This is a genomic window from Leptotrichia sp. HMT-225 (assembly GCF_030644325.1).
GTDB classification, from domain to species: Bacteria; Fusobacteriota; Fusobacteriia; order Fusobacteriales; family Leptotrichiaceae; genus Leptotrichia; species Leptotrichia massiliensis.
Window position 1 is genome coordinate 1,674,822 of record NZ_CP130323.1, and the last position, 22,259, is coordinate 1,697,080.

General features: G+C 29.7%; 20 protein-coding genes and 1 riboswitch. Of the genes, 4 read left to right on the forward strand and 16 right to left on the reverse strand.

Annotation, left to right across the window (positions count from 1 at the left end):
- Positions 1–26 precede the first annotated feature (26 nt).
- From QU666_RS08200 to QU666_RS08225, 6 genes are all read right to left on the reverse strand, one after another.
- Positions 27–710, reverse strand: a complete 684-nt coding sequence (locus QU666_RS08200) for a response regulator transcription factor (RefSeq protein ID WP_021769203.1) — start codon at positions 708–710, stop codon at positions 27–29.
- Positions 711–747: 37 nt separating this feature from the next.
- On the reverse strand, positions 748–1,383 hold the full coding sequence (locus QU666_RS08205; RefSeq protein WP_304984798.1) for a UTRA domain-containing protein: 636 nt from the start codon (positions 1,381–1,383) through the stop codon (positions 748–750).
- 120 nt (positions 1,384–1,503) lie between these two features.
- Complete coding sequence (locus QU666_RS08210) at positions 1,504–2,835, reverse strand: citrate/2-methylcitrate synthase (RefSeq protein WP_021769200.1); 1,332 nt, start codon at positions 2,833–2,835, stop codon at positions 1,504–1,506.
- A gap of 9 nt (positions 2,836–2,844) precedes the next feature.
- On the reverse strand, positions 2,845–3,846 hold the full coding sequence (locus QU666_RS08215) for an isocitrate/isopropylmalate dehydrogenase family protein (RefSeq protein WP_021769199.1): 1,002 nt from the start codon (positions 3,844–3,846) through the stop codon (positions 2,845–2,847).
- Positions 3,847–3,968: 122 nt separating this feature from the next.
- Positions 3,969–5,948 (reverse strand): aconitate hydratase, encoded by a 1,980-nt coding sequence (locus QU666_RS08220; protein ID WP_198012126.1) that lies wholly within the window; start codon positions 5,946–5,948, stop codon positions 3,969–3,971.
- A gap of 322 nt (positions 5,949–6,270) precedes the next feature.
- Positions 6,271–7,497, reverse strand: coding sequence for an NADH:flavin oxidoreductase/NADH oxidase family protein (locus QU666_RS08225; RefSeq protein ID WP_021769197.1), 1,227 nt, complete (start codon positions 7,495–7,497; stop codon positions 6,271–6,273).
- A 252-nt stretch (positions 7,498–7,749) separates the two neighbouring features.
- Between QU666_RS08225 and QU666_RS08230 the strand changes: the two genes are divergently transcribed.
- Positions 7,750–8,337, forward strand: a complete 588-nt coding sequence (locus tag QU666_RS08230) for a TetR/AcrR family transcriptional regulator (protein ID WP_021768801.1) — start codon at positions 7,750–7,752, stop codon at positions 8,335–8,337.
- 111 nt (positions 8,338–8,448) lie between these two features.
- On the opposite strand, the gene QU666_RS08235 is transcribed toward QU666_RS08230, so the two are convergent.
- A complete protein-coding gene (locus QU666_RS08235) occupies positions 8,449–9,144 on the reverse strand; it encodes a phosphatase PAP2 family protein (protein ID WP_021768722.1) in 696 nt (231 codons plus the stop codon).
- A 159-nt stretch (positions 9,145–9,303) separates the two neighbouring features.
- Between QU666_RS08235 and QU666_RS08240 the strand changes: the two genes are divergently transcribed.
- Positions 9,304–9,951: a response regulator transcription factor gene (locus QU666_RS08240; protein ID WP_021768721.1), complete on the forward strand. Its 648-nt coding sequence runs from the start codon at positions 9,304–9,306 to the stop codon at positions 9,949–9,951.
- Positions 9,948–11,249, forward strand: a complete 1,302-nt coding sequence (locus QU666_RS08245; protein WP_021768720.1) for a HAMP domain-containing sensor histidine kinase — start codon at positions 9,948–9,950, stop codon at positions 11,247–11,249. The genes QU666_RS08240 and QU666_RS08245 overlap by 4 nt, the downstream gene beginning before the upstream one ends.
- A 70-nt stretch (positions 11,250–11,319) precedes the next feature.
- On the opposite strand, the gene QU666_RS08250 is transcribed toward QU666_RS08245, so the two are convergent.
- The 4 genes from QU666_RS08250 to pnp form a co-directional block, all read right to left on the reverse strand.
- Positions 11,320–12,462: a S1C family serine protease gene (locus tag QU666_RS08250; RefSeq protein WP_021768719.1), complete on the reverse strand. Its 1,143-nt coding sequence runs from the start codon at positions 12,460–12,462 to the stop codon at positions 11,320–11,322.
- 193 nt (positions 12,463–12,655) lie between these two features.
- Positions 12,656–12,925 (reverse strand): YggT family protein, encoded by a 270-nt coding sequence (locus QU666_RS08255; RefSeq protein WP_036070232.1) that lies wholly within the window; start codon positions 12,923–12,925, stop codon positions 12,656–12,658.
- Between the two features lie 52 nt (positions 12,926–12,977).
- Complete coding sequence (gene pgsA / locus QU666_RS08260; RefSeq protein WP_036070235.1) at positions 12,978–13,526, reverse strand: CDP-diacylglycerol--glycerol-3-phosphate 3-phosphatidyltransferase; 549 nt, start codon at positions 13,524–13,526, stop codon at positions 12,978–12,980.
- Between the two features lie 43 nt (positions 13,527–13,569).
- Positions 13,570–15,669, reverse strand: a complete 2,100-nt coding sequence (pnp, locus tag QU666_RS08265) for a polyribonucleotide nucleotidyltransferase (protein WP_021768716.1) — start codon at positions 15,667–15,669, stop codon at positions 13,570–13,572.
- Between the two features lie 326 nt (positions 15,670–15,995).
- On the opposite strand from pnp, the gene QU666_RS08270 reads away from it, so the two are divergent.
- Positions 15,996–16,799, forward strand: coding sequence for a class I SAM-dependent methyltransferase (locus tag QU666_RS08270; RefSeq protein WP_021768715.1), 804 nt, complete (start codon positions 15,996–15,998; stop codon positions 16,797–16,799).
- A gap of 71 nt (positions 16,800–16,870) precedes the next feature.
- Here QU666_RS08270 and QU666_RS08275 read toward each other — a convergent pair whose 3' ends face one another.
- The 5 genes from QU666_RS08275 to QU666_RS08295 form a co-directional block, all read right to left on the reverse strand.
- Complete coding sequence (locus QU666_RS08275; RefSeq protein ID WP_021768714.1) at positions 16,871–18,214, reverse strand: sodium:alanine symporter family protein; 1,344 nt, start codon at positions 18,212–18,214, stop codon at positions 16,871–16,873.
- Between the two features lie 184 nt (positions 18,215–18,398).
- Positions 18,399–18,496: riboswitch (glycine riboswitch) on the reverse strand.
- Positions 18,497–18,677: 181 nt separating this feature from the next.
- A complete protein-coding gene (locus QU666_RS08280) occupies positions 18,678–19,427 on the reverse strand; it encodes a glycosyltransferase family 2 protein (protein ID WP_021768713.1) in 750 nt (249 codons plus the stop codon).
- Between the two features lie 24 nt (positions 19,428–19,451).
- Positions 19,452–20,432, reverse strand: a complete 981-nt coding sequence (locus QU666_RS08285; RefSeq protein ID WP_021768712.1) for a Gfo/Idh/MocA family protein — start codon at positions 20,430–20,432, stop codon at positions 19,452–19,454.
- 61 nt (positions 20,433–20,493) lie between these two features.
- On the reverse strand, positions 20,494–20,991 hold the full coding sequence (locus tag QU666_RS08290) for an RNA 2'-phosphotransferase (RefSeq protein ID WP_370528903.1): 498 nt from the start codon (positions 20,989–20,991) through the stop codon (positions 20,494–20,496).
- A gap of 161 nt (positions 20,992–21,152) precedes the next feature.
- Entirely contained in the window at positions 21,153–22,142 is a 990-nt protein-coding gene (locus QU666_RS08295) for a YiiG family protein (protein ID WP_021768710.1), read from the reverse strand.
- Positions 22,143–22,259: the final 117 nt, after the last annotated feature.

A 22,259-nucleotide genomic window follows, 5' to 3' on the forward strand; every position in this document is an offset into this window, starting at 1 on the left:
ATTCCTTTTTATTTAAGATTTAAAACCTATTCAACCTTTAACACATATCCAACTCCACGAATTGTATGAATCAATTTAGGTTCAAAATCCTTATCAATTTTTCGTCTTAAATACCTTATATAAACATCAATTACATTTGTGCCACCTTCATAATCATAATTCCAAATATGCTGCTCAATTTGTTCCCTAGACAAGACACGCTCTTTATTCCTAATCATATATTCCAAAATCGTAAATTCCCTTGTTGACAATTTTATAGAAATTTTATCTCGAAAAACATCGTGAGATTTACAATTAACAGTTAAATTTGCAATTGAAAAAACATTACTTGCATTAGAATTATTACTTATCGGATTTCTACGTAAAAGTACTCTTATCCTAGCCATAAGCTCGTCAAAAGCAAATGGTTTCACAAGATAGTCATCAGCTCCATAGTCAAGCCCTTTTACCCTATCTTCTATACCATCCTTTGCAGTGAGAAGTAAAACTGGAGTTTTTATCCCTTTCTCCCTTATTCTTTTTAAAATTTCGAATCCATCTATTCCTGGAAGCATAATATCAGAAACAATAACATCGTATTCAGCTGAAAAAATGTAATCAAGTGCATCTTTTCCATTAAGACAGCTATCTACACAATATTTTTCTAATACCAGCTTTTTTACAATTATATCATTCAAATTTTTTTCATCTTCAATTACTAAAATTCTCATTATTCAAAAAACCTCCTTACAATTTTTTCTAACAGTATTATCTTTTGGCTACTGTTGAAAATTCAAATTTATCAGGTCTATAAGAATTTATACCATATTGAAATAAAGTTCCATTAGATAAGTATGTATGGCTTTCTATAACAACAACTGAATCAAAATTTTTTAAATCCATATATTTTTTTTCAAGATAATCATAAATTGAACTTTCAACAATTTTTTTATCCAAGAAAGGTACAACTCTTTTATCCAAATATGTAATTTCATACTCAAGTGCTTCCCCATCCAGTACACGAGTACGTGAAACCTTGTAAAATGAAACATCATCAGACACTTCAAAAACATCCATAATTTCCTTAATTCCACTAACAACTTCCATTTCAATTAAGTTAGTATGAATATCAATATTTTCAATTTTATTAAGTTCTTTTGAAGTTCTCAAGTTTGATAAACTATTTTTAAAACGTCCATTTTCTAAAACCATGGAATTTTTACCTTTTATTTTTTGAATATATCCATCCAGTTCAAGCATGGAAAGAGCTTTTCTTATAGTATCTTTAGAATACGAATATTTATGTGCCAAATCTGATTCACTTTTTAAAAATTCCCTAGCCTTGAATGTCCCATTTGTTATTTTTTCTTTTATATCATTATAAACTTCTTTATATTTGCTCACAGACATATCTCCTTTCAAGAAATATCAATTTTATTATAGCCCATAAATTGTAAAATGACAATGGCAAAAAACATATAAAAACAAGGAGAATAAAATTTTCTCCCTGTCTTAAAAAAATAATTATAAAAATATATTTCCATCTTCATCAATTGCCTTATATGCTGGACGGATCAATTTTTTATCCACTAGAATCTGCTCCATCCTATGTGCATTCCAACTGGCTATTCTCGACAATGCAAATAATGGTGTAAATATGTTTTGCGGGATATTCAGAAGTCTATACACAAATCCTGAATACAAATCAACATTTGCACAAATTTCAAAATCCTTGCCTTTTAATTCTTTTCCAATTTCTTTCGTAAATTTTTCAACATTTGAAAAAAGCTCAAATTCTTCAAGCGCATCTTTTTCCTTTGCCAGTTCATAAGCCTTTTTTTTCAAAATTTCAGCACGTGGATCTGAAACTGTATAAACTGCATGCCCCATTCCATAAATTCGTCCTGTCTTGTCAAATGCTTTTTTCTCAAATATTTGTTTCAAATATTCTTTTAATTTTATTTCATCATAAGGATTTGAATTTTTTTTCATATCTTCTATCATTTTTGTAACCATCGAATTTGCTCCACCATGCATAGGCCCTTTTAATGAACCAATCGAAGCAGAAATTGAAGAATAGGTATCTGTTCTTGTGGAAGAAATTACGTGCGAAGTGAATGTCGAATTATTTCCACCACCGTGTTCTGCATGTATAACCAATATTAAGTCTAGTATTTCAGATTCCAGTTTTGTAAATTTGCTGTCGCTTCTAAGCATATGAAGAATATTTTCAGCAATGCTGTATTCCTCCATTGGATTATGAATTATCAAACTCTTTTTAAAATGCTTGTAATTGCATGCCTGATAACAGTATACTAATAAACTTGGAAATTTTGCAATTAAATTTAAAGACTGATCTATCAAATTTGATAAACTCACGTCATCCGGATTTTCATCCAACGTGTACAGGCATAAAACAGCTCTTTGAAGATGATTCATTATATCTGTGCTAGGTTTTCGCAAGATAAAATCCTCTATAAATTCATCTGGCAAGTGCCTGTACTCTTTCAACGTGCTTACAAACATCTTTAATTCAAAATTAGAAGGAATTTTTCCAAAAAGAAGCAAAAACATCGTTTTTTCAAAGCAAAATGTATTCTCCTCCTCAAACTGCTCAACAAGCTTGTCAATCGAAATTCCCCTATAATAAAGTTTTCCTTTTTCTGGAATCTTTTTCCCTTTTTTGTTTACCGAATACCCTAAAACTGACCCAATTTTAGTTAATCCAACCAGAACCCCTGTCCCATTTTTATTCCTAAGCCCTCTTTTCACATCAAGCTTATTATAAATATCGTCTGAAATCGAATTATTCTGATTAAATAACGTGCCTAGCTCATTTATAAAATCACTTTTCATAATGCCCTCCTATCCTAAATTTTCAATAATTTTTTTTGTAAATTCAGTCGTTGTAGCATTTCCACCCAAATCTTTCGTTTTACACCCTTCCTCCAATGTCTTTAAAATAGCATTTTCTATATTTTCTGCAAAATCATTCAGCTTTAAATATTTTAGCATTTCTAATGAAGATAGCAGCAATGCCAAAGGATTTGCCTTATTTTTCCCCGCAATATCCGGTGCAGAGCCATGCACAGCTTCAAAAATAGCTATATCATCTCCTATATTTGCACCAGGGGCAACTCCCAGCCCCCCTACAAGCCCAGCCACCAAGTCCGATAAAATATCTCCGTATAAATTCATTGTAACAATTACTCTAAATCTTTCTGGATTTGTAACAAGCTGCATGCACATATTATCAACAATAAGTTCTTCCAGCTCAATTCCTTCATAGTTTTTTGAAACTTCCCTTGCAATTTCCAGAAACATTCCATCTGTAAATTTCAGTATATTTGCCTTGTGTACAGCCGTAACTTTGGAAAGTCCGTTATTTTTTGCATATTCAAATGCACTTCTTATAATGCGTTCGCTTCCTTTTCTTGTAATTCGTTTTATGGCAATCGCGCTTGTCTTTTCATCATTTTCGTACTTTTCTTCACCAATATAAATCCCTTCAGTATTTTCTCTAAAAATTGCCAAATCAATATTTTCATACCGAGTTTTAATTCCCGGTAAATTTCTTGAGGGTCTAAAATTCGTATATAAATCGTATTTTTTTCTAAGATACACATTTATACTTCTAAACCCTTTTCCAATTGGTGTTGTAATCGGTCCTTTTATAGCAATTTTATTTTTTTCAACACTTTTATAAAGGCTGTCTGGTATTAATTCTCCTGTTTTCTCATAAACATCTGCTCCTGCATTTTCAGTTTCAAATTCAACTGGAACTTTAGCAGCCTTAAAAATTTCTACTAAGCTTTCAGATATTTCATATCCAATCCCATCCCCAGGTATTAATGTAACTTTCTTCATAATAAACCACTCTTTCTATTTTATTTTTCTATACAATTAAAAATTCAAAAATTAAAATTAACTTTCATAATTTCTATGTTTTTATCAACTTGATTTTGAGCAATAAAGCTAAAGTAAATATCTTAGCTTAAAAACTCATCACTTGTCGCAAATTTCAAGTAGCCACCAAATTTTAATATTTTAAGTTCTCTCTCTGAACCATTGAATTTTGCAGGAAATTCAGTATTTTTAGTAATATTTTTTATTATAAATCTTCCGTTTATCAATGAATTTGGAATGTCTGACAGCTGTAATTCATCATATTCATCAATTTTATCGTAATCTTCCACGTTCTCAAATTCTAATGGTATAATTCCGCTGTTTATCAAGTTTGCCTTATGTATTCTTGCAAAGGATTTTGCAATAACTGCCTTTATACCAAGATAAAGCGGTAATAATGCGGCATGCTCACGGCTTGAACCTTGCCCATAATTTTCTCCACCGACAATTATTCCGCCATTATTTTTTTCAGCTCTTTCCTTAAAATCTGGAATTATTGTTTCAAAGCAATGTTCCGATAATTTTGGAATATTTGAACGGAATGGCAGTAATGCGGCATTTGATGGGCAAATATCATCTGTTGTAATGTTATCTCCTGTCTTTAAGATAACTTTACGTGCAATACTGTCCTGTAGCTCTTCCCCAATCGGAAATGGCTTAATGTTAGGTCCCATTACGATTTTTACTGCTTCTCTTTCCTTTTTTGCTTCCTCTTCATTTGGATTTGGGAAAATAAAATAGTTATCTGATATTTCAAATTTTTCAGGCTCTTCTACAATGATTTCTGCCCCCAATTCCCTAGGATCTGTCAAATATCCTGTAATTGCTGACGCAGCCGCTGTTTCTGTACTTACCAGATAAACTCCGGCACTCATTGTTCCACATCTTCCCTTAAAGTTTCTGTTAAATGTTCTAAGTGAAATTCCATCTGTCTTTGGTGCCTGCCCCATTCCAATGCAGGGTCCGCAAGCGGCTTCCAACAATCTTGCCCCAGCTGCTATAAATTTTGCCAATGCACCATTTTCTGAAATCATTTTCATAATATTGCTTGAACCAGGTGATAATACAAGGCTCACATCCGGATGAACTTTTTTTCCATCTAAAATCGCTGCAAGCTTCATAAAATCTGAATACGATGAATTTGTACATGAACCAATTGCAATCTGATCAACTTTTAATTTTCTGTCCTTTGGAATTTCATGCACATTGTCAGGACTGTGAGGAAAAGCCGCAAGTGGTACAAGCTCATCCAAATTGACAACTAATTTATCATCATAAAACGCATTTTCATCAGGCAATAATTCTGCAAAATCTTCTCCTCGTGACTGTTTTTCCAAAAAAATCCTTGTTTTTTCATCGCTTGGGAAAATTGATGTTGTCGCCCCTAATTCAGCTCCCATATTTGTAATTGTCGCCCTGTCCTCAACTGATAGTGATTTAATTCCATCTCCAGTATATTCCATTACGTATCCTACTCCACCTTTTACTGTAAGCTGTTTCAAGACGTACAAAATAACATCTTTAGCTGATACCCAAGGCTGCAATTTCCCTATTAGCTCAATATTATAAACTTTTGGGACTTTCAAATAATATAGCCCCCGTGCCATCCCAATCGCAACATCAAGTCCTCCCGCTCCAATTGCAAGCATTCCAAGTCCTCCTCCAGTTGGAGTGTGGCTATCCGATCCAATCAGTATTTTCCCAGGCTTTCCAAATCTTTCCAAATGTAATCTGTGACAAATTCCGTTTCCAGGTTTTGAAAAAACTATATTGTGCTTTTCAGCTGATGTTTTAATAAACTCATGGTCGTCTGCATTTTCAAAACTAGACTGCAGCATGTTATGATCAACATAAGCCACAGAAATTTCAGTTGCAACTTTATCAACATCCATAGCATTTAACTGCAGATAAGCCATCGTTCCTGTGGAATCTTGTGTAAGTGTCTGATGAACTCTAACAGCAATTTCGTTTCCAGCCTTTAATTCACCTTTCAAAAGATTTTTAGCTAAAATCTTATACGTTAAACTCATATTATTAAAGTTCGAATTTTTACTCATAGACATAATATTGCCCTCCTTACATAACTTTTCAATCATAGTTCCATTATATTACTAATTATTAACTGTGTCAACGATATATATCATATATTTTTTATATAATTACATATATATTATAAATCTTTTATTCGAAGTCAATAAATTCAGTTTTTTTGTATATTCAAACTTTATTTTTTTATCAAACTTTTTATTATTTGAATATCAAATAAATTGGTTTAAACAATATTACTAAGAAAAAATTACATATCTAATCTATAAAAAAAGATAAATTTGCTTTCCTTATAAATAAAAAACAACCATATATTAAAATATGATTGCTTTTTATTGTTTATCTTCTTCTAGGTTTTAACGCATTCTTTCCATGATACAATATTGTAAATAATAGCGGACTCCAGGCATTTCTATGAATTTTTACAGGTTTATTCTCTGCAAGTCTTCGGATTTGCTGCTCATAATAGCTTAGCCCTATAAGACCTCCTAATTTTTTATCCAATCCTTTAAATCCAGTTGTTAATCTTTCTAAGGAAACTGATGATATATGCCCTTCTTTGATTTCATTAGGCAAATTTGGATATATTACTATGGGTCTTGCAATTCCTATCATGGATATTTTTTCTTTTTCGATAGCTTTTTGCATAGTTTCTACCTTTTTAAATCCTCCTGTAACTACGATAGGCGTATCTATTAACGACAATACTTTTTTAGCATAATCTATAAAAAATACCTTTTCATTATCCCCTCTTTCAGAAAGCATTTTAGAATTTTCATAATTTCCACCTGATATTTCTATAAGATCTACTCCTATTTCGGACATTTTTTTTATAACAATAATAGACTCCTCTTCTGTAAATCCATTGTTACTAAAATCTGATGAATTTATTTTTAATCCTATCGGAAATTCTTTTCCTACTTTTTCTCTCATTTCATTATATACATCAACTAAAAATCTCATTCTATTTTCTATGCTTCCGCCATATTCATCGTTTCTCACATTATCTGCAGAAGACAAAAACTGGCTTATTAAATATCCATGTGCTCCATGTATTTGAACTCCTGTAAAACCTGATTTTTTAGCAATTTCTGCCGCTTTTCCAAAACGTTTTATCAAATTTTTTATTTCATCTTTTGTAAGTTCCCTTGGCTTTACAAATCCACTTTTCAAATCTCCTTGAATTTCTATAGCGCTTGGTGCAACAGATTCTTTTGCTACACTTTTAGGAGCCTGTTTTCCTGGATGGTTTATCTGCATCCATATATGCGTATTATTTTCCTTGCCTGCTTCTGCCCATTTTTTAAGCATTTCCATATCTCTTTCATCTTCTATTACTACATTTCCTGGCTCGCCTAAAGCCTGTCTATCTATCATAACATTTCCCGTTATCAGAAGTCCTGTCCCTCCGTTTGCCCATTTTCTATATAAATTTACATGCAATTCATTTGGAGAATTAGTTTTAGAATTTGCCATTCCCTCGCTCATTGCAGATTTTAAAAAACGATTTTTTATAACTGCTCCATTTTTTAATTTTAACGGAGTAAATAATATTTGATTTTCCATATTTATCCTTTCACTTGTTATATTTTACCATACAAGTTTAACATATTTATTTCTATTTTGAGAAACTTTTAGTTATTAAAAGTATCTTTTGACACTTTTGGTACAAAAAAGTTGCATTTTAGTATTTTTCATTGTAAAATTCCTTATAGCATAAAAAATTTAAAACTATTATAAATTATCAATTTATATAATTTTTATTATTTGAATTTTAACTATTTTTGAGTTTATTTTAGAAAGGAAACTGATAAAACTATGATTAATTATGAAGATATAAGAATAAAAAAAACAATAAGGAATATTCACAAGTCCTTTATTGAACTTTTTAAAGGAAAGGATTATGAAAAAATAACTGTAAAAGAATTAATTGAAAAAGCTGAAATTAGCAAAAAAACTTTCTACCGTTATTATTCATCTATTGATAACTTATTTTTAGAAATACAAGATAAAATTACAAATGAATATATTCAAAAATTTTCTTTACTTTCTTTTCCTGAAGATTTAAAAAACATTATTAATACTTTTATTGATTTTTCAGAAATTTATGGAAATGCTCACGACAAAATAATAATTGATTCAAAAAATGATTATGTATTACAAAAAATGATAAACAATATTATTAAAAAAACATGGGAAAAATCAGATTTTTTTAAAGAAACAGAGCCCTATCTACGTAATATTATTTTATCATTTGTATTTTCATCTATTTTAGGAAGTTATAAGCAGTGGATAAATGATGGAAAAAAAATACCTCTACAAAATTTTATAGATACAATAGAAAGCCTTGTTTACAATGGAATTAAAAATTTTGATTCAAACAATTATTCAACAAATAAAAATTAAAATATTTTTTCTAAATTTTTATATTATATTTTTATTAAAAAAAGACTATCTTTAATAAATAGCCTTTTTCTATAAATTTCAATTAATTATTTTTCTTTGCTAAATTTTTGATTAATTGATTACTCCTAGTTTTTCTCTTCTACGTTTAATTCTAACTATTTTTTTATCTTTTTTACAATAAGCAGAATCTTTCACATGACGGATTTCATGCATTCTACTGTACACAAATTTTGCAATAAAATAAGAAATAATGATGCTGGCAATAACATCAGTAGTCCAATGATATACCAAAGAAATTCGACTAACTCCTACTAAAAATCCTAAAATAAATAGTAAGATTTTGAGAACTCTGTTTTTTATGAAAAAACTTAAAATCCAAATTGTTCCCCAAACAGTAATTGTATGCCCCGAAGGAAAGGAGGCATAGTCGCCTTCAAAAAGAAACTTATTTTTTATTAAACTTAAAACTCCATAAAATTTCTCTGGATTTGCAGTTATTGAAGGTCTCGCTCTTCCAAACAAAAGTTTAAATAAATTCACAGTAATTTGTGTAGAGAGTAAAGTAAAAAAGATACCTGCAATGTATTTTTTAAAAATATGAGATTTCTTTTTGTTTAAAAAAATAAATAAAAATAATATAAGAACTAATGATAATTCAAAATATCCTTCTCCAAATTTAGTAATAACACGAAAGATTTTTTCAAGATTTTCTGAACGATGAAAAATACTAAACTCTGAAAAAAATGATAAATGTTTAAAAAAGAATCTGTCAATAAAAAAAATATGATTAGTTAGTTGCAATGGCATCACCTTCTCCTCTTTTATTTTAAATTAAATAAATTATTTTAAGATTATATCTTTTTATTTTCTTAAAATTAAGATATAATATCTTTGGTAAGGTAATAATACCACAAAAAATAAATTTAAAAATGAATTTAGTCTGAATAAATTTTAGAAAGGGAAAAAATGGGAAAAATACTGATTGTTGAAGATGATAAAAAAATTTCACGTATTTTGAAATTACAGCTAGAAAGAAAAAATCATGAAATAACAATAATTGAAAATGGAATTGATGCATTAAATGAAATTGACAGAAAAAGAGACTTTTATGACTTGATTCTTTTAGATTTGGGACTTCCTTCCATGGAAGGAAATGAAGTTTGCAAAAATGTACGAAAAATATCAAAAGTTCCCATAATTGTTGTATCTGCCAAAAACAATATAGAAGAAAAAGTTGATTTGTTAAAATCTGGAGCAAGTGATTATGTTACAAAACCTTTTGATTTTTTAGAATTAGAAGCAAGGATTAATATAAATATTAGAAAAGAGAAAATTTCTGAAATTATCTATAAGACTTTAAAATTAAATATGGAAAATTATTCTGCATACCTGGAAAATAATCTTATTTTATTAACAAAAACAGAATTTGAACTAGTAAAACTACTAATTGAAAATAAAGAAGAAATTGTTTTAAGGGATAAAATTGTTGAAAAAATATGGGGTTGGGAAGCAAGTGACAATCTTCTTGACAGCACAATAAAAAAAATAAGGCAAAAACTAGGAAAGGAAAAAATTAAAACAGTGAGAGGAATTGGCTACATTTTAAAAATATGAAAAAAATAAAAGACAAAATAATTATTGCAAATACAGTAAGCCTTGTTTTTATTTCCTTTATTATTATTTTATCAATGACAATTTTTTTGATTCATACAGCAGTTGAAGCTGAAACTAAAGAAATGGATAAATTACTTCCAACTGTTATTAAAAGATTGGATGAAGTTCCTGACTATAAGTTAAAAGAAACTTATAGAAATTATGATTATGCTGATAAAGAATATATTTCGCTTGCAGTCGAGAAAAACGGGAAATTCATTTATTTATCAGATGATAAAGATAGTTTTAAGTTAAAAAAATTTGAGTCAAATAAGCTTAAAATAAAATGGGACAGATTTATCTACAAAAAAATCTATGCTGGACACAATACAAAATATTATGCCATAAGAAATTTTGAATTTATGGAAGCACATGAACTTCTGTATGTTATGATTGCAATGTTTATTTTAATAACAATCTCAATTATTATAATTTCCAAAATCGTAGCAGAACATGTCCTGACTCCACTTTCAAATATAATTTCTCAAAGTAATGAAATGAGTAAACATAACATTGATTTGCAGTTAACAAAGACACGAGATGACGAAATTGGCGAATTAATTGATGTTTTAAATGAAACTTTTAATAAAAAAAAGGAAATTATAAAAAGTCAAAAAGCATTTACTTCTAATGTATCACATGAATTAAAAACACCTCTTGCTATAATGAAAGGTTATTTAGATATACTAAAATGGGGAAAAGATGATAAAGATTTATTAAATGAAGCTATCGAAAATCTAAATCTTGAAGTAAAAAATATTGAAAGAATAATTAATACACTGTTTTTAAATTCAAATCTTGAAAAAATAACTGTGAAAAAAGAAATTACCGATGTAAAACAGCTTTTTAAGAAAATAAAAAAAGATTATGAACTTCTAAATATTAAAAATGAAATGATAATAAACGTAAATAATGAGGTAAATATTTTTGTTGATAAAAATCTAATTTCAGAAGCTTTGCGTGGATTAATTGACAACTGTATTAAATACTCCATAGGAAATATTGAATTAATTGCAAGAGAAGATGAAGTAGTCAAAATTATTGTAAGAAACTATGGAGAAAGGATCCCAGAAGAAGAAAAGAAAAATTTGTTTAATCGAAATTTTCAAGGTAAAAATGCTAAAAAAGGCTCGGGACTTGGACTTCCAATCATAAAAGATATAATTTTACTAAATGATGGAAAAATTTATTTAGAAAATAGAAAAGATGGAGTTGATGTAAAAATTCAGTTTAAAAAAATTAATTACGAAAATGAATAAATAGTAAAATAAAAAACAGGCTATCTCAATATTTGGGAAAAGCCTATTTTTTATAATTTTTAATTGATAATTATCTTCTTTGTTGAGATCTTTGCTGTTGTTGATAGTTAAATGCTTCCAATTTCATAGAAATATTTTTTTCAGTTCCATTTGATGATATTTTTAAGTTAACTGTCTCACCTATTTTTTTAGCTGCAAGCTCTCCAATAAATGATCCTGCTGATGTTACACGTTTTCCATTTATTTCAAGAATTAAATCATTAACTTTTAATCCATATTTTGCTGCTGGTGAATTTGGATAAATTTGTTGAACTAAAATACCTGTTGAATATGAAATTCTTCTTTCTTTTCTTAATTCAGGTGTCAAATCTAATACAGAAATTCCTATGTATGGACGTTCATATTTTCCTGTTCTTACAATTGAATCTCTAACATTTTCAGCCAAGTTTGATGGAATTGCAAAACTTAATCCAACACTTCCACCATTTGGAGAATAAATAGCAGTATTTACACCAATAACATCTCCATTAATGTTAAGAAGCGGTCCACCACTGTTTCCTTGATTAATAGAGGCATCTGTCTGTATAAAGTTTTCAACTTGTTCAATTCCTAATGAACTTCTTCCAGAAGCTCCAACTACCCCAACTGTCATCGAACTATTCAATCCTAATGGATTTCCAAATGCAATTGCCCAGTGCCCAATTTTTATATTATCTGAATCAGCAAATTTTAATGGTTTAAATGTTCTATTTGCATTTACTTTTAAAATTGCAATATCTACTTCAGGTGAAGTTCCAACTAATTTTGCCAAATACTCATGTCCATCAGATAATTTCACATAAATTTCATCCGCTCCATCGATAACGTGATTATTTGTCATCATATATCCATCGCTTGAGATTACGAATCCTGAACCCAAACTTCCAGATTCACGTCTTTGTTGTCTTACCCCAGATGTTCCAAATAAAAATGCTTCAAGTGGATTATACGTTTGTACTACAATTGTTTTTTTCGTTCTTATATTTACAACTGAATCTTTTGCCTTTTCATAAACTGCTGAAAATGCATTTTGAGCACTATACATATCTCCTGTAACATTTGTATTTTGAACAATTTGATTATTTTGTAAAATATTTGTATCATTTGAAACTGCTGCAGTTGCTGTAAGAGCAGTCGCTATAAATGATGTAGTTAAAAGCCTTTTTAATTTCATAATTTAAAATCTCCTATTTCATAAAAATTTCTATTTCTTAAATTTAAGTAATTTAATGTTAGTTATTGTACTCCTCTTTTCTTAGAAAAGTTAATATTCTTATTGTTTTTAATCTTAGTTCCTTTAATTTTTTGCTATTTCAAAATAAAATAACAAACTATAATTTAATTTTTCTATTCTGATTTTAAGATTTTTAAATTCCTCCAATAAAAACAACTCTCACAAATATTTCTCTTATTACCTTTAGTATCATTAAACCTAAAATTCCAGAAATATCTAAATTCATATTTCCAATCGGAATTATTATTTTGAACATTTTCAAATAAGGATCTGTAAATTTTCTAATCCATTGAAAAATCGATATTTGATTGTAGGGATCAATCCAACTTCCTAAAATATTTAGCAAAATAAGAATTGTGTATAAATCAAATATTTTTAGTATCATATCTATAATAATATACAAAATAGTACCTCCAAAAATTTAACCTTGAAAAAAATTTAAAGGTTTTCTTTTATTATTTATTTAAAACATTTTTACATTTTAAAACATATTCAACTCCTGAAACTATAGTCAATATTAATGGAATTAATAATAATATGTTGTTTATTGTAAAATTAAAAGGTATTAAAATTATTAGTGTAAGTGCTACCATCTGAGTAGCAGTCTTCCATTTTCCAAGACTCTCTGCCGCAATAACAACTCCTTCAGCCGCCACAATTGAACGAAGTCCAGTTATAAGTAATTCTCTAAAAATTATTATTATTACAAACCATAGACTTATTTGATTAAATTTTGCAAGCGTTACTAATGCTGAAATAACAAGTATTTTATCAGCTAATGGATCCAGTAATTTCCCTAAATTTGTAATTAAATTATATTTTCTTGCAATTTTTCCATCATAATAATCTGTAATAGATGCCCCTACAAAGATAATTGCTGCAAATATTCTCATTGTTACAGAAACTGCTACATTATCTGAAACTTCTAAAGCTAAACTTAGAAAAATCACAAATGGTATAACTAGAATTATTCTTAATGTTGCTAATTTATTAGGTAAATTCATTTTCATTTTTACCACACTCCCTAAATCATAGTAATATTCTAAATTAATTTAATGTTTTCATACTCAAGTTAAATTTGTCTTCGCTTTCCATTGAAATTACCTTGACTCTGACATTTTGTCCTTCTTTTAATGCATCTTCAGTCTTTTCCACTCTCTTATTGCTAATTTCAGAAATATGTAAAAGACCTTCTTTTCCTGGCAATACTTCTACAAATGCACCAAATTTCATCAGTTTTGTAACTTTTCCATCATAAATTTCATTTAACTCAACTGACTGAGTTTGTCTTTTAACAAGTTCCAGTGCTTTTTTCATATTTTCAGATTCTTTTCCAAAAATTGAAACAGTTCCATCATCTTCAATGTCTATCGAAACTCCAGTTTCGTCGATAATTGCCCTAATAACTTTTCCTCCTGGGCCGATAAGTCCAGCAATTTTATCAGGATTAATTTTAACAATCTCAATTTTTGGTGCATTTTCAGCGACTTGCGCTCTTGGCTCACTAATTACTGCTTCCATTTTATCAATGATGAACAATCTTCCTTCTAATGCCTGTCTTAAAGCAATTTCCATTATTTCCCTTGTGATTCCTTCAATTTTTATATCCATTTGAATTGCAGTAATTCCATTTTTTGTACCTGCAACTTTAAAGTCCATATCTCCAAGATGGTCTTCAAGTCCTTGAATATCAGTAAGTACTGTGAATGTTTCACCTTCTTTTATAAGTCCCATAGCAATTCCGGCAACTGTAGATTTTATCGGAACTCCAGCAGCCATTAATGCAAGCGATCCTCCACAAATTGAAGCCTGTGACGAAGAACCGTTTGATTCTGTAATTTCAGAAACAAGTCTTACTGTATATGGAAATTTATCAGTCTCTGGCATAACGTATTTTAACGCTCTTTCAGCCAAGTTTCCGTGTCCTAGTTCACGTCTTCCAGGTGCTCTCATAAATCCAGCTTCTCCAACTGAATATGGCGGAAAATTATAATGCAGGAAGAATTTTTTACGTGTTTCATTTTCCATTCCATCAATAATTTGCTCGTCTTCCTTACTTCCAAGCGTTGCAACAACTAATGCCTGAGTTTCTCCACGTGTGAACAATGCAGAACCATGCGGTACTGGAAGTGTATCTATTTCTACATCAATTGGACGGATTTCAGTAGTTTGACGACCGTCAGCACGATATTGCTTATATAAAATAGCATCTCTGACAAGTCTTTTTTCAACATCTCTATAATATTTCTTAAATTCTTTTTCAAGATTTTCGTCAATTTCTTTATCTTCATTTTCAAGTTTTTCAACATATTTTTCAAAAAGTTCTATTTCTAAATTATCAATTGCCTCGTATTTTTCCAGTTTACCTGGTGTCATTATAGCCTTTTCAACTTCATTTTCAAAACTGTCAATAAATTCCTTGATTTCAGAATCTACTTCCTTTTTCTCAAATTCATATTTTTGTACATCAAACTGTTCTAAAAATTTGTCTTGCTCTGCACAAATCTCCTTAATTTTTTCATGCCCAAACATAATCGCTTCCAGCATAACTTCCTCAGAAACTTCCTTAGCTCCAGCCTCTACCATTGTTACAGCATCTTTTGTCCCTGCAACTGATAATTGAATTTCGCTTTCCAGCAACTGCTCTCCTGTCGGATTCAAGATGTATTCTCCATTAATGTACCCAACTGTAACTCCAGCCACAGTTCCTGCAAATGGAATATCTGATAATCCTAAAGCGGCAGAAACTCCAATCGTAGCAAGATTTTCTGGATAATTTACTTCATCATAAGAAAGCACCGTAACTACAATATGTACTGCATTCAAAAATCCTTCCGGAAATAAAGGTCTGATTGGTCTGTCAATCAATCTTGAAATCAAGACTTCATCAGTTCCTGGCTTAGTTTCCCTTTTTATAAATCCACCTGGAAATTTCCCTGATGCATAAAATTTTTCAATATAGTCAACTGTTAAAGGAAAAAAATCCTGTCCTTCTCTGACATCCTTGCTCCTAGTCGCCGTAACTAAAAGCATTGTCCCTCCACATTGAACAACAACTGAACCTCCAGCTTGACGTGCGATTTTTCCTGTACTTATTTTAATTTTCTGGTTTCCTAAATTAAAACCATAAATTTTCTCTTCAAACATTTTTCCTCCTAAAATTTATTTATTTTTTAAGAAGGGAGCAAATAATAGTAAAATCTTTCATCAAATTTTTAATAAAAAACTTTACAATTACTTACTCAAAATACCTTCTTAAAATTTTTATAATTATACCATTTTTTCGTAATTTTTACAAATTTAAAAATTAAAGAAAATTAAAAATACAAAAACTTATTTATCTATTTGCTTATCATTTGATTAATAATAATTTTTTCTTATTTTTTTATATTTAAATTTGCATTTTGCTAAAATCCAGGTATAATGTATTAGAATACTTTGATGGTCAAAATATTTTTCAGGAGGAATAAACTATGAAAATAAATTTAAACAACATTTCTGAAACTATGCTTATTACTTTGTATATGAGAGCTACTGATTCTAAAAGCCTAAAACCAATTTTGAATGATAAAAAGTCTTTAGAAATACTTTCACAGATAGATTATGATTTCTCAAAATTTAAAAATGCTTGGACATCGTATTATGGTGTACTCTCACGTGCAAAAGTAATGGATAATGAAGTAAGAAAGTTTATAGAAAAATATCCAGATTGTGTGATTGTATCTATTGGATGTGGATTAGATACAAGATTTTTACGAATTGATAATGGAAAAATAAGATGGTACAATCTTGATTTACCTGAAGTTATTGAAAAACGAAAATTATTTTTTGAACCTAATGAACGTGTTACAAATATTCCAAAATCAGCTTTTGACTCAGCTTGGACAAATGAAATTGAATTGGATGGAAAAAAATTACTTATTATTTCAGAAGGCGTATTAATGTACTTTGAAGAACAAAAAATTAAACAGTTTTTGGAGATACTAACTAATAATTTTAATTCTTTTGAAGCTCATTTTGATCTTATTTATAAAGGAACCGTTAAGTTAAATGACAAGCATGACGCTTTAAAAAATATGAAAGCAAAATTTATTTGGGGTGTAAAAGATGGAAGCGAAATTATAAAATTGAATCCAAAATTAAAACAAATTGGACTTATCAACTTTACTGATGAAATGAAACATCATCTTCCTGGTTGGAAAAAATTATTTATTCCATTGCTTTATATTGTAAATAATCGACTTGGAATTTATACTTACGAAAAAAATAACTATTAAATTTTAATAAAAAAATATACCCAACCTTAAATTTTTCTACTTTTAAGTTTTGAGTATATTTTTATTTGTCGTTAATCCTCTAACAACGGATCTTTTTTTGTAACTTCAACCACCAATTTATGCAAACAAATCAATGCTATCAAATTTGGAATTACCATAAGACCGTTAAACATATCAGCCAGTTCCCACACTAAATCAACTTTTTGAAGTGAGCCGGCAATTATGCAAATCATTACTAAAATTCTATAAATATTAAGCGCTTTTTTACCAAACAGATATTTCACATTAGCTTCCCCAAAGAAATACCATCCAATTATAGTAGAAAACGCAAAAAAGAATAATGCAACTGCAACAAAAATCACTCCAAAATGCCCTAATACTGCGTGAAATGCCTGTTGTGTCAATGAAATCCCAGTTCCATCCGCTTTTCCGTCTGCAATCAAAATTACTAATGCTGATAATGTCAAAATTACAAAAGTATCAATAAAAACTGTGACAATTGCAACATGCCCTTGATCTTCAGGATTTTTAACCTTTGCAATTGCATGAGCATGCGGAGTTGACCCCATTCCAGCCTCATTTGAAAATAGACCTCTTGCCACTCCAAATCTTATTGCCTTTTTTATCCCCATTCCTAAAAATCCACCTAAAACTGCCTTTGTAGAAAAAGCATTCACAAAAATCGCTTTAAATGCCAAACCTGCATTTCCAATATTTAACACAATAATGAACAGACATATTACAACATAAAGAACTGCCATAATAGGAACTATTTTTTCAGTAACTGAGGCAATTCTTTTTACTCCTCCAAAAAATATAAATCCAGATAAAATTGCCAAAAATATACCTGTTATAACTGTCGGAATATGAAAAGCATTATGAAAAGCATCTCCTACCGAATTTGCCTGAACCGCATTTCCCATAAATCCTAAAGACAGTACGCATGAAACCGCAAAGAATCCTGCCAGAAATTTGGCCCCTTTTCCTCCTTTAAATAATGTTTCAATGTAGTAGGCTGGGCCTCCTGTCATTTCTCCATCTTTTTTCTGTTTAAAAATCTGACTTAATACAGCTTCTGAATAGATTGTTGCCATTCCAAAAAATGCACTTACCCACATCCAGAATATTGCCCCTGGGCCTCCTGATACAATCGCTGTTGCCGCTCCTGCGAGATTTCCTGTTCCAACTTGTGCTGCAATAGCCGTTGCTAAAGCCTGAAACGACGACATCCCGTTATTATCCGCCTTTTCTCCGCTCAAGTCAAATCCGCTCGTCAACTGTTTCAAACCGCTCTTAAACTCCCTAACTTGAATAAATTTCAGTCGAAATGTATAAAATACTCCTGTTCCAACTAACAAAACAATTAAAATAACTCCCCAAAAAAATTCATTAAAATTTTTAATAATTTCTAACATCTAAATCCTTCTCCTTCGTTTTTTATTTCTGAATTTTAGAATGGATAGAAAAGCTTAAAGCGTTTTAATACAAATTTTATTATAAATCAAAGAAAAAGGCTGTCTTTTACTTAAATAAAGTCAAGACAACCTCTTAAAATTTCTTTTATATAAAAAAAGAAATATAAAATCCATAATTTTATATGTATTATTCTCTGTTCTTTTACCTGAGAGTTTAGGGAATAAAAATTCCTTTGCTCCTTCGGTGCCGTCATTTAAGACAGTCTCTCCAGAGGCTCGTCCACTATGAGTCCTTTTACCTGAAAGAGTTACTTCTTCGGTGTTTTATTCTACATTTACAAATTTATAAATGAGATAAAATCTCTCCTCATACCTTCATCCAAATTATTCACTTTTCTATATGTTAGCATATTTTTTTCTGTGTGTCAAAAAAACATTCTTCATAATTTTTTATTTCTAAATTCTATTTACTTTTCAATACCGCCCTGACTGCATAATGCAAAAAATAATAAATCGACTTCAAAAACGGCAATTTCTCAACTTTCCGATAAATTTCCCAACGAACTTTTGCCGTTTTAGCCTTATTGCTCGAACGGGAATTATCCAGTACTCGATAATAAGCCAAATTTTCCTTGAGTCCAAAAATTGTTTTCACATCTTTCACAATTTCCAGCCAAAGAACATAATCCTCATTTTTTTCCAGCTCCTTAAAATACCGCTTCCCAACTTTTTCCACATCATACATAACTGTAAGACAGCCTAGATAGTTATTTTTTAGCATATCAGTATAGGAGATTTTCGATTTAATTACAACTTCATTGATTTTTTCACCATTTTCCTTAACTCTCGTGTATTCTGTACAGCTTATGCCTGCATTTTTTTCTTTCATAAATTGTATCTGCTTTTCTAATTTTTGGCTGTGCCAGTAGTCATCAGCATCCAAAAATGCAATATATTTCCCATTTGCCAAATCAATTAAATGATTCCTCCCTTTTACAACACCCATATTTTTTTCAGTATTTACAACCATTATTCTATCATCTTTTTTTGCATATTCATTTACAACTGCAAGACTGTTATCCGTTGAAACATCATTCATAATAAGCATTTCCCAATTTTTATAAGTCTGTGAAAACACTGATTCTATTGTTTTCCCAATAAATTTTTCTGCATTATACATTGGCACAATTATTGAAACTTTTTCTTTTTCCATTTTCTCTCCTTATTTTACAATTTTCTAATCCTGCGGAAACCTAATCCCCGCTCCAAGTCTAGCTTTTGTCTGCACTTCGCTTACCAGAAGGCTTTTTTCCAGCTGTTTATAGCAAAATTCCAAGTCATTTTCATTTACTGCATGAATGAATGCTTTAAACTCAGGCACAACTCTATCTTTTGAAAATCTATCATCAAAACTTTCTGTTGTTCCATCGTACATTTTTAATGTGACTTTTCCGACAAGTGATGGTGCTTCTTCACTTATGATTTTTCCTTCACTTCCTTGAATCACGCCTATTCTTTCTCCTTCGCTATCTTTTGCACATACACACATAGCATTGAAATTTTTGTATTCTATCATAAGAACTCCGCTCGTGTCAATATTTCTCTCAATATTAGCATAATACTTCACATTTTCAGGCTTTCCAAAAAGTCCTAAAACATAATGTAAATTATACAGCCCCAAGTCCATCAATGCTCCTCCAGCTTTTTCGGGATCAAATACAGGTAAAATTTCTCCTCTCTTAAAAGCGTCATATCTGCTGGAATACTGACTATACTGGCTCTGAACAAGTTTCACATCTCCAATTTTCCCAATCCAGTCTTTTATCTTTTTATAATTTTCAAAATAAAGTGTTGTTATCGCTTCAAATAAAAACAGTTTTTTTTCTTTTGCTAAATCTGATAATTCTTTAGCTTGTCCATAATTAGTTGTCATCGGCTTTTCAACAATAACATTCAAGCCTTTTTCTAATGCTTTTTTACAATATTCAAAATGCAAAAAATTCGGAACAGCAATATAAACAGTGTCAATCCCAAATTCACAAAGTTTGTTAAAATCATCAGTAAATTTCGGAATACCATATTTTACACAAATTTCCTCAACTTTTCCAATACTCTTTTTTGTCCCTTGCATCCCCATGATTTCGAGACCTTCCAACTGAACAAGACTAGGCAAAAATTCCTGAACAATCATCCCTGAACCAACAATTCCCAATTTCATAAAAAATCCCTTCTTTCATCTTTCTGTTTTTTATATTAATAAAATGGTTTGATAATTTATTTTAAAATTCCAAATATTTCACTTCAATATCATCAGTCAACCAAACGCCATTTTTTGAAATAAAAAATTCTTTCCCATTCTCATACATTTTCTCAGCCAAAACTTTTATTATAAACGGCTTACCGTGGCGTTGACCAACAGAATATGCCGTTTCTTCCGTCTCTGACAAATGTACAAATTGCCTACTTTTCTTTTTTAACCCCTCTTTTTTTATCTGCTCCAAAAATCTATCCGCTGTCCCATGATACAAAATTTTAGGAGGTTTAACAGCTTTAAATTCTAAGTCAACATCTATGCTATGCCCTTGACAAGCCCTAATTTTTGTAAAATCCTCATTAAATTCGTATCTCTTTTTACTGTTATTCCTTACAATCTCCTCCAAAATTTCAAAATTTATCCGTTCCTCTTTTCCATTTTCAACATCTCCAGAGCGACTTATTCCATTAATAAGCTCATCTACATTAGCCCATCCATTCCTATCCAGTTCAATTCCAATCATCTCAGGCTTATGCCTTAAAATCAAACTTATAAATTTTCCTAATCTTGTTAATTTCTTTTTCACGATTCTCCTTTTTTTCTATATAATTTGTTAAGTAAATTAAATTTTTATTTATTTAATTTTTTTGGAAATAAAATCGGCAATATTAAAGCAATAAATAGTTAATTCATCAAATTATTATAATCATTTACCAGTTTATTATACTTCTTAATTACATCATTCGGAGTCCCAGTCATATCCTCCGTATAAACTTTCTTCTCAATCTCGCTCTTGCTCATCGACTTGCTTTTCTCAATTTCCTTAATAAATATTGTAACCGATTTTTCAAATTCTGCAAGCTGTTTGTTAAATATTTCCAATTTTTCTTTTGTGTAATTCTCTTTTTTTAGCTGTTTCTCGTTTGCAATTGCTTTCTGGAAGTTAGCTGAAGCCACTAAAATATTTTGCTGTGCTTTTTTTAATTTCCCTAAATCACCTTTTATAAAGGTTGTCATGCTAAGTTTCTGATTATCCATTTTATCCACAAAATCTTCACAACTGTTTATCAAAATTGTCAAATTGTATTTTATTAGGCTGCCTTCATTTTTATATGTTTCCAGTATTTTCTGCATTCTTTCCTTCGATTTATTTGCCACTTCCGTTTTGAAAGCGTCTGCACTTTCTTTATATCTTTTATAAATTTTTAAAAAATTCGTATGTAATTGCCGCCCTTTTGCAAAGTCATCTGCCAAATGTTCTTTTTTTCCATAGTAATTTGTCATAGAATCCGTTACCGCTTTTAATTCTTTTAAAATTGGCAATAATTTTTTGGAAGAGTTATCCAGCTTTTCCATCTTAAATTTTGAATTTATATTTTTTTCAAGTTTCTGGATAACAGCATTGTCGATTTTAATAACAGGAACGCTTTCCAAAGTCCCCATTTCCTGTACATTTATTTCCTTGCCTTCTCCAGCCACATCAATATATTTTGAAATTTCATTCTCAATATTTGTTACATTATTATGAATTTCAATATAACCGTTGTACTTCTCCATCTCTTCATTTTTCACTTTTTTTATACTAAATTTTCTTCCAATTTCCTTAAATGTATCATCACAGGAAAATAAAAAAATCGAAAGAAATCCTATTAATATTATTTTTTTATAATTCATTTTTACTCCAGTATTTTTTATTTATTCAATTTTCTTAAAAATTTTACCAATTCCCCTAATTTTATTACTCAAAATAAAACTAACGAAATTGGTAATTTTTAAAATTTATTTTCTATT

Coding starts and splice junctions, on each gene's coding strand:
- QU666_RS08200 (WP_021769203.1), bottom strand. CDS start 710: ATGAGAATTTTAGTAATTGAAGATGAAAAAAATTTGAATGATATAATT.
- QU666_RS08210 (WP_021769200.1), bottom strand. CDS start 2,835: ATGAAAAGTGATTTTATAAATGAGCTAGGCACGTTATTTAATCAGAAT.
- QU666_RS08215 (WP_021769199.1), bottom strand. CDS start 3,846: ATGAAGAAAGTTACATTAATACCTGGGGATGGGATTGGATATGAAATA.
- QU666_RS08220 (WP_198012126.1), bottom strand. CDS start 5,948: ATGTCTATGAGTAAAAATTCGAACTTTAATAATATGAGTTTAACGTAT.
- QU666_RS08225 (WP_021769197.1), bottom strand. CDS start 7,497: ATGGAAAATCAAATATTATTTACTCCGTTAAAATTAAAAAATGGAGCA.
- QU666_RS08230 (WP_021768801.1), top strand. CDS start 7,750: ATGATTAATTATGAAGATATAAGAATAAAAAAAACAATAAGGAATATT.
- QU666_RS08235 (WP_021768722.1), bottom strand. CDS start 9,144: ATGCCATTGCAACTAACTAATCATATTTTTTTTATTGACAGATTCTTT.
- QU666_RS08240 (WP_021768721.1), top strand. CDS start 9,304: ATGGGAAAAATACTGATTGTTGAAGATGATAAAAAAATTTCACGTATT.
- QU666_RS08245 (WP_021768720.1), top strand. CDS start 9,948: ATGAAAAAAATAAAAGACAAAATAATTATTGCAAATACAGTAAGCCTT.
- QU666_RS08250 (WP_021768719.1), bottom strand. CDS start 12,462: ATGAAATTAAAAAGGCTTTTAACTACATCATTTATAGCGACTGCTCTT.
- pgsA (WP_036070235.1), bottom strand. CDS start 13,526: ATGAATTTACCTAATAAATTAGCAACATTAAGAATAATTCTAGTTATA.
- pnp (WP_021768716.1), bottom strand. CDS start 15,669: ATGTTTGAAGAGAAAATTTATGGTTTTAATTTAGGAAACCAGAAAATT.
- QU666_RS08270 (WP_021768715.1), top strand. CDS start 15,996: ATGAAAATAAATTTAAACAACATTTCTGAAACTATGCTTATTACTTTG.
- QU666_RS08275 (WP_021768714.1), bottom strand. CDS start 18,214: ATGTTAGAAATTATTAAAAATTTTAATGAATTTTTTTGGGGAGTTATT.
- QU666_RS08280 (WP_021768713.1), bottom strand. CDS start 19,427: ATGGAAAAAGAAAAAGTTTCAATAATTGTGCCAATGTATAATGCAGAA.
- QU666_RS08285 (WP_021768712.1), bottom strand. CDS start 20,432: ATGAAATTGGGAATTGTTGGTTCAGGGATGATTGTTCAGGAATTTTTG.
- QU666_RS08290 (WP_370528903.1), bottom strand. CDS start 20,991: ATGATTGGAATTGAACTGGATAGGAATGGATGGGCTAATGTAGATGAG.
- QU666_RS08295 (WP_021768710.1), bottom strand. CDS start 22,142: ATGAATTATAAAAAAATAATATTAATAGGATTTCTTTCGATTTTTTTA.